Here is a 12,542-nt window from a genome sequence, read left to right on the forward strand (position 1 = left end):
TTTGGAGCTAGATCACGCGCGGTGCCGAAATCGGCGGCCGGATCGCGTCATCGCCTCTCAGTGATGTCCTGGCCCTTGCTCTCCGCCAGCGCGCCCAGCACGAAATCGGCGCGGGCTGCGGTGGGGATCTTGGGGAGCGGCACGACGTCGTAGCCCAGCGCCGGATAGGTTGCGGCGAGGCGGTCATATTCGGCGACGGCGGCGTCGAAGCCGTGGCGGCGGTCGTCGTCGGTGACGTAGATCTCGGGCCAGGGCGGTGCCATGAACATGCGGGGGTGATAGCGGTGCGCGGTGAACAGCGGATGCAGGATCTGGTCGCCGGTCAGGGTCTGCAGCGCCGCTGCCGCATCGATCAGACCGCGGTCGAAGAACGTCCAGCCGGTGTTCGTCGCTGCCGCCGCGTGGTCGGCGATTGCGATTGCGATCGCGCGGCGCAGGAACGCGGCGAGATCAATCCACGGCAGCGCGCTGCCACCGACAGCCGTCTCCTCGGCAATGATGCGGCGGCCGGGCTCTTCGACCACGCGATGTCCTCTCGCCTTTAACTCGGCGAGCAGGCTGGATTTTCCGCCGCCGGAGCAGCCGGAGATCACCACAAGTCCACCGTTCAAACCTGACACTCCTGTGTTGCCGTTTCAAGCGGCGCTATCAGAGCGAAGTCACGCGGCGTGAGGAGCGCATCGAAGATCGCTGAGCGGGGGGCATGGCTCACGACGGGGTACGGCCCGTGCCCTGGACGTCGCGCGTGCGGGCCCGGTACGTCGTCATGTCCCGGGCCCGTTCAGCTTAGGCCATCATCCCGATCGCCTTACGAATTGCGATCTGGACGGGTGAAGCTGGAAGCGAAGGGTCGAACTCACCCTTTGGTAGCAGCGGGGGGTGAGCCATGAAGCGCGGCTGAAACCCACGATGCGGTTGCGCCGAATGCACGAGGAAGGGATGGCAAAGATAGACCGTTCCTGCCTCGCCGGTGGCGAGCACCACATCGCAATTCTCGGTCGAAGCGAAGTTGTCGGCAGCGAGTTCACCGAGGGTGAGGCCTCGGTCGCCATGCGGCAACAACTGCCTTGCTACTGACAGATGCGAGCCACTGCGGATGCGGGTAGGCGCATCACTCTCTCCGATGTCCGAGAAGAGGAACAGCATCAGCAGAGCACGTCCGCTGCTCTTGACGTTGGCGCGCCATTGCAGGAAGTCGGGATGATCGGTCCCGAAGCTGACGTCGATGTGCCACCCCGTATCGCCTGGATCGACCGGAGAGGGAAAGCGGATGGGAAACGTCCCAAGCCCGTTTGGCCTCAGCCAGCGTCCAGCGCCCACCAGAGCGTCATATGCGCGGTGGAGGATCGGCGTGTTCGCGGCATCGACAAAAGGCCTGCCAGTCATGAAGCCAAGACGAACGACCGGCTGTTTCCAAGCCTCCGGTGCATCTGGCGATAGGCTCATTGCGTTCCACAGTTGATCCCGCCCCAGACGAGCGAGTTCGTTATCGAAAGCACCTGTGAGTTTGAGATATCCGTGGTCGATGAAATGCTCGATCTGAGCGCGGCTCAGATCGGAATGATGTAGGTCCGACATTCATTAAATCTCCGCACGACCTCCACTCGGGAACGGTCGTTAATGATCCAGGAGGCACAGAAGTGCCGCGACGACGAGCGCCGTCAGATCAGCGGAAAGAATGTGAATTTGAACATCATCGTCCGGATAATCTACCGATACGTGGCCTCGCAGGCAAGACACTGGGGCAAAGCTCGATCCATTTCAGAGACCACAAAACGCGGCGATCTTTACGTCTTTGTATTGGGTTGGCGTGATCGCGATTGTCGTATCGCCCCGCCATCGTCGTGCGGCGGAGCGCACGTCTGGTGGGCGGGCGCGACAAGCAACTGAGCGCACCTATCACGGTCGGTGGTGGCCTTACGACGTGATCGAAAGACCGTCGCCGTGCTGCTCCCGGTCCGCGACGTCAGGGTAATGGCTGCACCCCGGACGTCGTCGGCCTGTGCGCGGCGGCCTTCGCCGACGCCCGTCGCGGGTGAGACAACAGATTACGGGACGATCTCCAATTCTGAGATCCGGTCGCCATCGAGGGCGAAGAAGTACCGCAGATCAATCGGGCTTCCCGGGAAGTTGCCCGTCAGTTGGCTGGTGACGACGATCCGGTGACCGACGGTGTCGATCCGAAACGGAGCTACCGTGTAGCTGAACTGGGTCGACGTGTCGGCCTTCCACCGGCGGATCGCTTCGCGTCCCACATGAGCCCGGTTCTCGTCCTTCACGACGGCGTCTTCGGCAAAGCACCGGGCAACAGCGTCGGCATCCCGGCCACGATCCGCTGCAAAATAGGCGGCGACAGGTGCTGGTAGGTCTACGGCCATGTTCGTCTCCTGACACTGGAGCGGTTCGTGCTCCATCGACGCACATTCACCTAGCAATAGACATGGTTTGCTATAATCGGGATAATGAGGGATGTGTCATTGCGATTTTCGGAACAATGCCCCGGCCCGGCCTGATTGAGCTCGAGGCGGTTCTGGCCATCGTGCGGCGGGGCTCCTTCCGGTCGGCGGCGCTCGAGCTTGGCCTGTCCACGACCGCGCTCAGCAATGCCATCGGCAAGCTGGAGCGCGAAATCGGCGTTCGCCTGTTCAATCGGACGACCCGCAGCGTCTCGCTGACCGACGCCGGCCGAACCTTCGTCGATCAAATCCGACCGGCGCTGGCGGCCATTCACGACGCGATGCATGTCGCTCGGTCACAGCAGGAAACGCCGTCTGGAACGCTGAGGATCAACGCCTTCGCCACGGCCGCACGCGAGATCCTCGCCCCCCTGATCCTTGAGTTTCTCAGGCGCTATCCGCAGGTTCAAATCGATCTCGTCACCGAGGGCCGGCTGATCGATGTATTTGCAGAAGGTTTCGATCTCGGCGTCCGCAGCGCGGATTTCGTGCCCAGCGACACCATCGCCGTCCCGTTGGGGCCTGTCCGCTTCGCCGTGGTGTCGACACAGGCATTTCTGAACAGCCGGGAAGTCCCGCGTATACCGCACGACCTGTTGCAGCATCCCTGCATCCGGATTCGTCTGCCCAATGGCGCGCTCTATCGGTGGCAGTTCGAGAAGGACGGGCAATCCGTCCAGCTCGATGTTGCCGGACCGCTTACGCTCGATGAAGCCACTCTTGCGCGAATTGCTGTTCTCGAAGGCTGCGGGTTCGGATTCTTCATGGAGCCGGACGTTCGCGAGGATCTCGCGGCTGGCCGCCTCGTGCAGGTCTTGACGGACTGGACCCCGCCGGGTGCGCCGTTGTGCCTCTATTATCCGAGCCGAAAGAATCCTTCGGCAGCGTTCCGGGCTTTCATCAGTCTCGCTCGGGAGATTGCTTGAAGCGGACCTGGGCGCGGGCGCTTGAAGACGGACAACAAGGCCAAAAAGCCGGCCACGAGATTGGCGACGCGCCTTGCCGCCGGCGGCCGTCTCCTCGGCGATGATGCTGCGCGATCAAAGCGAAGTCCGCGGCGAGACCGTCACGATGTGAGTGCAGCCGCGTATCGCTCCGCCATCGCCTGCGTCATCTCCGCAATCGTTACGCGGAGCTCTGCCGGCTCCAGCACTTCGGCCTCCGGTCCAAGGCGAAGTAGTTCGGCGGCCGCGTGCCAGGAGGTTTTGCCGATCGGGATCTTGGCGATGCGCCAACCGTCGGCGTCGGTGACGTCATCGAACTCTGTGTGGGATCGGACATAGGGCTGGCTCAGAGCATTCAGCAACTTCAAGCCGAGCGGGGACAGCCGGACGGTCGCGACGTTGGGATGCAGCTCGGCTTCCATCCGCAGCGTGGCGCTTTGCCAGTAGGCTGCGAGATCGAAATCGGCCGGACGCGTGAAGCGATCGTCGAGCGGTGTGCAGTCGAGCACGCGCGCGATCCGGTAGGTTCGGACGCTGCCGTCAGCCTGTCCGGCGAGATACCAGCTGCCGCCCTTCAGCACCAGGCCGAGCGGGGCGACCCGGCGGAGCTTCTGCGCGCGCCAGCTCTGGTAGCGGATGTCGATCAGCGTCCCGCGCAACACCGCGGCAGCGACGGCGCGTAGATGCTCGGGTTTTTCGGCCTCGACGAACCAGCCCGGCGCGTCCAGGTGAAAGCGTTCCTGCATTCGTCCGGCGTCCGCGCGCACATTCGCCGGCAGCGCGGCCATCAGCTTGTTTTGCGCGGCGATCATCGCCGCGTCGAGACCGAGGGCGGCGGCGGGGCCGGGCAGGCCGGCGAGGAACAGGGCACCGGCTTCGCTCTGCGACAGCCCGTTCAGCCGCACGCGATAGCCGTCGAGCAGCCGGTAGCCGCCGTCCGCGCCGCGGTCGGCATAGACCGGCACGCCGGACGCTGAAAGCGCGTCGATGTCGCGATAGATCGTGCGTACCGACACCTCGCAGGCTTCGGCCAGCTCCGGCGCGGTGACGCGGCCCTTGGCCTGCAGAGTGGTGAGGATCGACAGCATCCGGCTCGCGCGCATGATTCATTGAACCATACCTGACACAAGATGTCAGGTATGGGGTTGTAAGCAGGGGTCATCGCCGTCCAGCCGAGGAAGCCCAAGATGACCAGCCCCAACCGCGTCACCCTGTTCTATTCGCCGCAAACCCGCGCCACCGGCGCGCGCGTGCTGCTCGAGGAATTGGGGGCGCCATACGATCTTCACGTCCTCAACATGAAGGCCGGCGAGCAGCGCCAGCCGGCCTATCTCGCGATCAATCCGCTCGGCAAGGTGCCGGCGATCCGCTACAGCGACGCGCTGGTGACCGAGCAGGTCGCCATCACGATCTATCTCGCTGATCTTTTTCCGCAGGCGGGCCTCGCGCCGACGCTGGATGATCCGCTGCGTGGCCCTTACTTGCGCTGGATTGCGTATTACGGCTCGTCGTTCGAGCCGGCGGTGGTCGACAGGTTCATGCAGCGCGAGCCGGGCCCGATCGCGATGTCGCCCTATGCCGACTATGACACCATGCTCGGTGCGCTCGAAGCGCAGCTCGCGACTGGGCCGTATCTGCTCGGCGAATGCTACACCGCCGCGGACGTGCTGTGGGGGATTGCATTGAACTGGACGCTGAATTTCGGCCTGGTGCCGAAGACAGACGTCTTCGTGCGCTACGCCGAGCGGATCGCCGCGCGGCCTGCGTTTCAGCGGGTCGAACAGGCCGATGCCGCAATGGCAGCGGAGCACGCTGCCGCGGTCGGCGGTTGAACGGGCACGGATCGCTCGCGCTGGATGTCGCGCCAGTTACGAGCTGCCGACGAAGCTCGCCAGTTCGTCGGCTGTGCCCGATGGAAACGACTGTTTCAGATAGTCGAGAAACGCCGACACCCGCGTGCTCAGTAATCGCCGCGACGGGTAGAGGGTCCACAGCGTAATCTCCGGGGCGTCGATATCGCCCCAGGAGGCCAGCGTGCCGGCCGCAAGATCGTGACTGACCAGCGATAGCGGCAGGCGGGCGGCACCGACGCCAGCGCGGACGGCGTCTCGCGCCATGATCAGCGACGAGACGGCGAGCACAGGTTCGATGCTGATGGTCGAGCGGCCGGCCGCCGTCTTGATGATCCACGGCTGCCGGTCGCCGGATGAGCGCACGACCGCAGGGGCGGTGCGGCCTTGGTCGGGGCGGGGCACCCTCGAGCTGGCGACGGCCAACAGCCGGTCGCGCAGGAAGATCCGCCCCACCAGGCTGTCATCGGGGTCCGGGTTGACGCGGATCACCAGGTCGAAACCTTCCTCGATCATGTCGACCGGCCGGTCCTCGGTGGTGATTTCCAGCCGCACTTCCGGATATCTCAGCGCGAAGCCGGCGGCGATCTTGCCCATCGCGGTCTGCGAAAACAGCAGCGGCGCGCTGATCCGCAGCCGGCCGCGCGGCTGCTTGCTCCCGGACGCGATCGCCGCTGCGGTGTGTTCGAGTTCGAGCAGCAACTGGCCGGCCCGCTCGTACAACGCCCGGCCTTCCTCGGTCAGCTTGAGCGTGCGGCCGCCGCGCTCGACCAGGCGCAAGGCGAGATCCGCTTCCAGCTCCGCGACCCGGCGGGACAATGTGGCCTTCGGGCGCCCCGCTGCCCGAGCTGCGCGGCCGAAGCCGCCGTGGCGGGCCACCAGTGTGAAATCGGAAAGAGCCAGCAGGTCCATATCGTTCCACCTGTGAGACGGTGTGTTCAAATATAGCGTCTATTGGCTCGTATGTGGATCGATCATTTTGAGGAGGTCTTCAGAACCCAACCGAAGGAACGATCCCATGACCATCCTCGTCACCGGCGCCACTGGCCGTGTCGGCCGGCATCTCGTCCAGCAACTCGTCTCCCGCGGCGCCAGCGTGCGCGCGCTGGTGCGCGACCCGGCCAAGGCCGACCTTCCCGCGGGCGTCGAGATCGCCAAGGGCGACCTGCTCGATCTCGACTCGCTGCGTGCCGCGTTCGCCGGCGTGAACACGCTGTTCCTACTCAATGCGGTGACCGGCGACGAATTCACCCAGGCGCTGATCGCGCTGAATGTCGCACGCGAGCAGGGCATCGAGCGCATCGTGTATCAGTCGGTGATCCACGCCGATCGCTTCGTCAACGTGCCGCATTTCGCGGTGAAGTCCGGCGGCGAGCGGATGATTGCCGGGATGGGATTCGGTGCCACCGTTCTGCGGCCCGCTTACTTCATCGACAATGATCTGATGATCAAGGATGTGATCCTCGGTCACGGCATCTATCCGATGCCGATCGGCAGCAAGGGTGTCGCCATGGTCGATGCGCGTGACATCGCCGAAGTCGCAGCGATCGAGCTGATCCGCCGCGACCAGGCGCCCGGCAAGCTGCCGATCGAAACCATCAACCTGGTCGGCCCCGACACGCTGACAGGCGCCGGCGTCGCGGCGATCTGGTCCGACGTGCTGAAGCGCCCGGTGATCTATGGCGGCGACGACCCCACCGGTTTCGAGCAGAACCTCGCCACCTTCATGCCGAAGTGGATGGCCTATGAAATGCGGTTGATGGCCGAGCGCTATGTCAGCGACGGCATGGTCCCGAACGCCGGCGACGTTCGGCGTCTGACCGATCTGCTCGGACGGCCGCTGCATTCCTATCGCGACTTCGCTGTCGAGGTCGCGGCAAGTCGTACCGGCCAGATCGTAGCGGCCAAGTCTTAGCCGCGCATCGCCAATGACGCCTCGCTGCCGGAGCGGCGAGGCGACGGCGGTGAGGGCGGCAAGATCGTCATGCAGGCGGCAAGACTTGCCGAGATCAAGCCAAGCGCCGCCGCTGATGTGGCGCCGCAATCCGCTGCGGCTGTTTGCGAAAACGGCCGTCGCCGGGATGGCACGTGTGTTGCTTTTGAGCGTGCTCGACCAAGCACGTTTGAAGGCGCGTCATGAGCATTTCTGGAATCGGGTCGTATGCGGCCTCTATGTTGACCCCGTCGCGCGGCAGCGCGGCCGGCAACGCGTCGGCCGCGGCCACCGCTGCCGACAATACGTCGGCAACCAAGTCGGGCAGCCGCGGGGTGCAGAAGACCGACTTCACGCAGATGACGCACAAGCAGATATTCGACTGGGTCAACAGCAAGATCGCCAGCAGCGAGATGAGCTTAGACGAGAGCTCGACCTTCATCAGCATGACCGTGAGCATGCCGGTCGATGGTTCTTCCATGGCGCCCGACGACAAGCAGCCGGTCAACTTCATGCAGTCGGTGCGCAGCGGCATGGAGCGGGCGCTGCAGACCAACGATTCTGATCTGTTCGCCCGCCTGCAAACCGCGCTTCACACCATGCAGCGCTCTCAGGGCGAAGTGAGCGGCGTGAACATGACGGTGTGAGCGGAGCTCGCCCTGGGCCGGAGCGGTTTGCTGCTCCGAGGCGGCCAGCGGGCGGGACCAAAGGGGACGCGGCGATGATCCAACATCCGCGCAAGACCGACTTTCCCGTCTCGGGCGTGCGCCGCTATCTCGAACCGGGGCCGATCGTGTTGGTGAGTTCGCACTGGCGCGGCGCGCACAACATTATGACGCTCGGCTGGCATGTCGTGCTGGAATTCACCCCGTCGTTGATCGGGCTGATGATCTCCAGCGGCAACCACTCGTTCGAGCTGATCAGGGCCTCCGGCGAATGCGTGGTCAACCTGCCGACCACCGCGCTGACCGACATCGTGGTCGGGATCGGCAACACCTCGGGCGCCGAGATCGACAAATTCGCGCATTTCGGGCTGACAGCGGAGAAGGCGACGGCGGTCGCCGCGCCGCTGATCGACGAATGCCACGCTGCGTTCGAGTGCCGGCTGCACGACGATGCGCTGGTCGACAAATACAACTTCTTCATCTTCGAAGTCGTGAAGGCGCATGTCGCGCCCCGGCCGAAACATCCGCAGACGCTGCACTACACCGGTGACGGTGTATTCATGGTCGCCGGCAAGACCATCAGCCGCAAATCGCTGTTCCGGCCGGGGATGCTGTGAGCGGACGCCGAAACGATTGGCGCCCGCAGATTTGATCGCGTACCCGCTCAGCCCTGGTGATGCACCTCCTGCAGGCCGTAGACCGGCGTGGGGAGCCCCTCCATCCGGGCCTTCAGCTGCAGCGCCAGGAACTGCGAGTAGTGCCGCGACTGGTGCAAATTGCCGCCGTGGAACCACAAGCCTTCCTGTTGGGTCGGCTTCCACATGTTGCGCTGCTCGCCTTCCCACGGACCGGGGTCTTTGCGGGTGTTGGAGCCGAGGCCCCAGACCTTGCCGACCTTGTCGGCGACCTCCTTCGAGATCAGGTCGGCGGCCCAGCCGTTCATCGAGCCATAGCCGGTGGCGTAGACGACGAGGTCGGCGGGCAGCTCGGTGCCGTCGCTGAGGATCACGGAGTGCTCGGTCAGGCGCTGAACGTCGACGCCGCTCTTCAGCTTGATGCGGCCGTCGGCGACCAGTTCGGAAGCGCCGACGTCGATGTAGTAGCCCGAGCCGCGGCGCAGATACTTCATGAACAGGCCGGAATCGTCATCGCCATAGTCGAGCATGAAGCCGGCGGCTTCCAGGCGTTTGTAGAACTCGGCGTCGCGCTCCCGGATCGCGTTGTAGATCGGGATCTGGAATTCGTGCAGGATCTTGTACGGCAGCGAGGCGAAGATCAGGTCGGCCTTGACGGTGGTGATGCCGTTCTGCACCGCCTGCTCGGAGTAGAGGCCCGCGAGCCCGAGCTCCATCAGCGAGTTCGACTTGACGATGTGGGTCGACGAGCGCTGCACCATGGTGACATCGGCGCCGGCCTCCCATAGCGCCGCGCAGATATCGTGCGCCGAATTGTTCGAGCCGATCACCACCGCCTTCTTGCCGGCCCACGCATCCGGACCGGGATGCTGCGAGGAATGGTGCTGATCGCCCTTGAACACGTCCATGCCTTCGAAGGTCGGCATGTTCGGCTTGGCCGACATCCCGGTGGCGAGCACCAGCTGCTTCGGCATCAGCGTGATCTCCTGGCCGTCGCGCTCGACCACCACGGTCCATTGCTTGGCGGCTTCGTCATAGGACGCGCGCTTGCAGACGGTGGAGCCCCAGTAATTCAGCTCCATCACCTTGGTGTACATTTCCAGCCAGTCGCCGATCTTGTCTTTCGGCGCGAACACCGGCCAGTTCGGCGGGAACGGCAGATAGGGCAGGTGGTCGTACCAGACCGGATCGTGCAGGCAGAGCGACTTGTAGCGCTTGCGCCAGCTATCGCCGGGCCGCTCGTTCTTCTCGATGATAATGGTCGGCACGCCGAGCTGGCGCAGCCGCGCGCCGAGCGCGATGCCGCCCTGGCCGCCGCCGATGATCACGCAATACGGCTGTCGCGTGATGCCGAGCTCGGCGGCCTCGGCGTCGCGTTCTTCCTTCCAGGTCTTGCGGCTGGGATCGGCGCCGTGCTTGACACCCATCGGACGCTGAAAGCCTTGCGGCTCTTCGAAGCCCTTCAGTTCGGCCATGGTGGTGAGCAGCGTCCAGATCCGGCCCTCCTTGATGCGGAGATGGCCGACGCCGCGGGCGAGCGCGGTGTCGAACTGGATGAAGCACTCGACGATGCCGTCGGCCTCGGCGGCGTCCTCGCCATCGGCGATCCGCCAATGCGACGGCTTGGTGTCGGCGAGCCGCGCGCCGAGCATGTCGCGGACCTGATCCTTACCCTCCATGGTCTTGATGTTCCAGGTGAAGGCGATGAGGTCGCGCCAGTAGCAGTCGGTCTGAAACAGATCGACCGCCCGGTCGATGTCGCCGGCGCTGAGCGCATCGTCGAGCTGGCCGAGGAGCGTGGTGACTTTGCCGTTCGGTGCGGTGTCGAGCATGTTTGTCCTCCCATCGTGATTTGTTGCGGCGCGATAGGCGCTCTTGTTAGTTCGACGATCCTAACATCGGCCGCCCGGGAGGCGAGGGCGAAGCCGGTGCGGTCCAGCAATCGTGATCATGCGTTCGCAGGCGCATCATGGGCGCCGCAAACCTGATTGCGCGAGAATCGGAAGAGGATCGGCGAGCGCGCTTGCGGCGCGGGGCGCTCAGCCCCAGCTCTGCAGCCGCCGGAGCTGCGGCGTCTTCTTGTGCTGATGGTCGGCCATCCGGCCGAGCAGGGTATCGAGCTCGGTGATCGCCTTGAACAGATAGGGGCCCTTGTTCAGCATCACGCATTCGGCGCGCGCTGCCATCGCGGCATCGGTCATCTCGCCGCGCGACGGAGTGCCTTTCTTCACCAGATGCTCGAGGACCTGGGTGGCCCAGATCACCGGCACATGGGCGGCCTCGCCGATCCACAGGATCTCCTCCTGCATCTCGGCAAGCCGGGCAAAGCCGATCTCCACCGCCAGATCGCCGCGCGCGATCATCACCGCGGTCGGCTGCCGGCCGGCCGCCTGGACCAGGATGTCCGGCAGGTGCGCGACCGCATCCGGCGTCTCGATCTTCAAGACCAGCGACAGCTTGTGCCAGTCGTCGGGCCGGCGTTCGGCGAGTGCCGCCTGCAGCATCTTGACGTCATCGACTGACTGCACGAACGAGAATTCGACGCCGTCGGCATGGGCCGCGACGAAATCGAGATCGGCGCGGTCCTTGGCGGTGAGCGCAGGGATGTCGAGCGGCGTATCCGGGAAGTTCAGGCCTTTTTCCGGCTTCAGCCGGAAGCCGGTGTCGGCGGTGGCGGTGACGCGGCCGAGCAGACCCCAGGCGGTCTTGCGCTCGATCCGGACGCAAAGCTTGCCGTCGTCGACGAACACCCGGGCGCCAACCGCGGCGCGCGTCAGCGGATCGGGCAGGGTGCATTCCACCGCGAAGTGCTCTTCGTCGAGATCGATCCGCTCGAATTCGCCCTGCGCCACGATCGCCACCAGATCGCCGGTGACGATGCGGTCGCGGCCGTCGGGCGTGCGCGCGGCGCCGGTGCGGATCTTCGGTCCGGCGATATCCATCAGCACCTTCATCCGCCGGCCGGTGGCTTCCTCGGCGACGTGCAGATGATTGATCATCCGCTGCCAGGCGGCGGCATCGTCGTGGGCGCAATTGATCCGCACCGCCTCGACTCCGCGCTCGGCGAGCCGCAGCATGAAGGTCGCATCGTCGGCGGCTTCGCTCGGGCAGGTGACCAGCAGGGCGGAGCGGCGGGCGCCGGACAGCGGCCCGAACAATTCGGCGCTGCGGGTAGCTAGATCATGCTCGCCGGCGAAGAACTGCTTCGACGATGGTCGCAGCATGTCCGGCTCGCCTGCCAGCGCCGCCAGTGTGGCGCGCACCGCGAGCAGCGTCGGCATCACCCGGCTTTCGAGCCGGCCGAGCGACGACAGCCCCAGCGCCATCAACGAATGCTGCAGCGGGCGCAGATCATGATGACGCAGCGCCAAGTAGTGCGCGAGATTCGCAGCGCTTTGGCCGAACCCAGGGCGATGGATCTGATCCGCCCAGCCGGCGATGCGCGCCCGGCTGTCGGTCTCGATCTCCGTGATCAGCGTGTCGAGCTTGTGCTTGAGACGGAGAATGTCGGTTGGCATCGCTGGCATCCCGCGGGTTCAGGCGGCCCGGAAGGCCGCATCCCACCCGCTCTAGGAGCGCTGGATGAAACCGATGTGACAGGCCATGCTGCGCTGCCTCAGACTTTCTTCTGAAGCGCTTGACGCGTGAGTGTGCCCCAGCCTGAATGCGACTCGTTTGCTGACCTTTGCGGAGCCTGCGCGTGCCCATCACCCTCTTTGGCATCAAGAACTGCGACACCATGAAGAAGGCTCGGGCCTGGCTCGACGGCCACGGCGTCGCCTACACGTTCCACGACTACAAGGCCGCGGGAATCGATCAGGCGCATCTGGAACGCTGGGCGAAGCAGGCCGGCTGGGAAACGCTGCTCAACCGCGCCGGCACAACCTTCCGCAAGCTCCCCGAGACGGACAAAGCGGATCTTTCGGAAGCCAAGGCGATCGCGCTGATGCTGGCGCAGCCGTCGATGATCAAGCGCCCGGTGCTGGAGCACGGCCGCAAGCTGCTGGTCGGTTTTCGTCCCGAAGCTTACGCAGAGCTGTTCGACTGATCGTGAGCACC

13 protein-coding genes are annotated in these 12,542 nt (G+C 64.9%); 6 read left to right on the top strand and 7 right to left on the bottom strand.

From position 1 onward, the window contains the following. Window positions 1-47: 47 nt before the first annotated feature. The 3 genes from M9H71_RS11740 to M9H71_RS11750 all read right to left on the bottom strand — a co-directional run bounded on the left by M9H71_RS11740 (window position 48) and on the right by M9H71_RS11750 (window position 2,378). The gene (locus M9H71_RS11740; protein ID WP_455405188.1) at window positions 48-611 is read right to left on the bottom strand and encodes an AAA family ATPase; all 564 of its coding nucleotides are present in this window, start codon (window positions 609-611) and stop codon (window positions 48-50) included. A gap of 175 nt (window positions 612-786) precedes the next feature. Then, entirely contained in the window at window positions 787-1,578 is a 792-nt protein-coding gene (locus M9H71_RS11745) for a phytanoyl-CoA dioxygenase family protein (protein WP_455405189.1), read from the bottom strand. 470 nt (window positions 1,579-2,048) lie between these two features. Continuing rightward, window positions 2,049-2,378 carry a nuclear transport factor 2 family protein gene (locus tag M9H71_RS11750; RefSeq protein WP_455405190.1) on the bottom strand — a complete coding sequence of 110 codons (330 nt, stop codon included), beginning with the start codon at window positions 2,376-2,378 and terminating at the stop codon, window positions 2,049-2,051. A gap of 116 nt (window positions 2,379-2,494) precedes the next feature. Between M9H71_RS11750 and M9H71_RS11755 the strand changes: the two genes are divergently transcribed. Beyond that, complete coding sequence (locus tag M9H71_RS11755; RefSeq protein WP_455405191.1) at window positions 2,495-3,382, top strand: LysR substrate-binding domain-containing protein; 888 nt, start codon at window positions 2,495-2,497, stop codon at window positions 3,380-3,382. A gap of 140 nt (window positions 3,383-3,522) precedes the next feature. Here M9H71_RS11755 and M9H71_RS11760 read toward each other — a convergent pair whose 3' ends face one another. After that, window positions 3,523-4,503, bottom strand: a complete 981-nt coding sequence (locus M9H71_RS11760; RefSeq protein ID WP_455405192.1) for a helix-turn-helix transcriptional regulator — start codon at window positions 4,501-4,503, stop codon at window positions 3,523-3,525. An 84-nt stretch (window positions 4,504-4,587) separates the two neighbouring features. Between M9H71_RS11760 and M9H71_RS11765 the strand changes: the two genes are divergently transcribed. Next, window positions 4,588-5,232 (top strand): glutathione S-transferase family protein, encoded by a 645-nt coding sequence (locus M9H71_RS11765; RefSeq protein ID WP_455405193.1) that lies wholly within the window; start codon window positions 4,588-4,590, stop codon window positions 5,230-5,232. A gap of 36 nt (window positions 5,233-5,268) precedes the next feature. Here the strand turns inward: M9H71_RS11765 and M9H71_RS11770 are convergent, their stop codons facing one another. Next, window positions 5,269-6,162: a LysR family transcriptional regulator gene (locus M9H71_RS11770; protein ID WP_455405194.1), complete on the bottom strand. Its 894-nt coding sequence runs from the start codon at window positions 6,160-6,162 to the stop codon at window positions 5,269-5,271. A 106-nt stretch (window positions 6,163-6,268) separates the two neighbouring features. On the opposite strand from M9H71_RS11770, the gene M9H71_RS11775 reads away from it, so the two are divergent. The 3 genes from M9H71_RS11775 to M9H71_RS11785 all read left to right on the top strand — a co-directional run bounded on the left by M9H71_RS11775 (window position 6,269) and on the right by M9H71_RS11785 (window position 8,465). Continuing rightward, window positions 6,269-7,165, top strand: a complete 897-nt coding sequence (locus M9H71_RS11775) for an SDR family oxidoreductase (RefSeq protein ID WP_455405195.1) — start codon at window positions 6,269-6,271, stop codon at window positions 7,163-7,165. 221 nt (window positions 7,166-7,386) lie between these two features. After that, window positions 7,387-7,830, top strand: coding sequence for a hypothetical protein (locus M9H71_RS11780; RefSeq protein ID WP_455405196.1), 444 nt, complete (start codon window positions 7,387-7,389; stop codon window positions 7,828-7,830). Between the two features lie 74 nt (window positions 7,831-7,904). Continuing rightward, window positions 7,905-8,465: a flavin reductase family protein gene (locus M9H71_RS11785; RefSeq protein ID WP_455405197.1), complete on the top strand. Its 561-nt coding sequence runs from the start codon at window positions 7,905-7,907 to the stop codon at window positions 8,463-8,465. A 47-nt stretch (window positions 8,466-8,512) separates the two neighbouring features. Here M9H71_RS11785 and M9H71_RS11790 read toward each other — a convergent pair whose 3' ends face one another. Both M9H71_RS11790 and M9H71_RS11795 read right to left on the bottom strand, forming a co-directional pair. Then, the gene (locus M9H71_RS11790) at window positions 8,513-10,315 is read right to left on the bottom strand and encodes an NAD(P)-binding domain-containing protein (protein WP_455405198.1); all 1,803 of its coding nucleotides are present in this window, start codon (window positions 10,313-10,315) and stop codon (window positions 8,513-8,515) included. A gap of 207 nt (window positions 10,316-10,522) precedes the next feature. After that, complete coding sequence (locus M9H71_RS11795; protein ID WP_455405199.1) at window positions 10,523-12,001, bottom strand: pyruvate kinase; 1,479 nt, start codon at window positions 11,999-12,001, stop codon at window positions 10,523-10,525. Between the two features lie 182 nt (window positions 12,002-12,183). Here M9H71_RS11795 and M9H71_RS11800 point away from each other — a divergent pair, with 182 nt between their 5' ends. Beyond that, window positions 12,184-12,531: an ArsC family reductase gene (locus M9H71_RS11800; RefSeq protein WP_455405200.1), complete on the top strand. Its 348-nt coding sequence runs from the start codon at window positions 12,184-12,186 to the stop codon at window positions 12,529-12,531. Window positions 12,532-12,542: the final 11 nt, after the last annotated feature.

Source organism: Rhodopseudomonas parapalustris (assembly GCF_053772255.1).

Excerpts from the sequence above, each read along its gene's own strand:
- M9H71_RS11760 (WP_455405192.1), bottom strand. The coding sequence starts at position 4,503 with ATGCGCGCGAGCCGGATGCTGTCGATCCTCACCACTCTGCAGGCCAAG.
- M9H71_RS11775 (WP_455405195.1), top strand. The coding sequence starts at position 6,269 with ATGACCATCCTCGTCACCGGCGCCACTGGCCGTGTCGGCCGGCATCTC.
- M9H71_RS11785 (WP_455405197.1), top strand. The coding sequence starts at position 7,905 with ATGATCCAACATCCGCGCAAGACCGACTTTCCCGTCTCGGGCGTGCGC.
- M9H71_RS11790 (WP_455405198.1), bottom strand. The coding sequence starts at position 10,315 with ATGCTCGACACCGCACCGAACGGCAAAGTCACCACGCTCCTCGGCCAG.
- M9H71_RS11795 (WP_455405199.1), bottom strand. The coding sequence starts at position 12,001 with ATGCCAACCGACATTCTCCGTCTCAAGCACAAGCTCGACACGCTGATC.
- M9H71_RS11765 (WP_455405193.1), top strand. The coding sequence starts at position 4,588 with ATGACCAGCCCCAACCGCGTCACCCTGTTCTATTCGCCGCAAACCCGC.
- M9H71_RS11750 (WP_455405190.1), bottom strand. The coding sequence starts at position 2,378 with ATGGCCGTAGACCTACCAGCACCTGTCGCCGCCTATTTTGCAGCGGAT.
- M9H71_RS11780 (WP_455405196.1), top strand. The coding sequence starts at position 7,387 with ATGAGCATTTCTGGAATCGGGTCGTATGCGGCCTCTATGTTGACCCCG.
- M9H71_RS11770 (WP_455405194.1), bottom strand. The coding sequence starts at position 6,162 with ATGGACCTGCTGGCTCTTTCCGATTTCACACTGGTGGCCCGCCACGGC.
- M9H71_RS11745 (WP_455405189.1), bottom strand. The coding sequence starts at position 1,578 with ATGTCGGACCTACATCATTCCGATCTGAGCCGCGCTCAGATCGAGCAT.
- M9H71_RS11755 (WP_455405191.1), top strand. The coding sequence starts at position 2,495 with ATGCCCCGGCCCGGCCTGATTGAGCTCGAGGCGGTTCTGGCCATCGTG.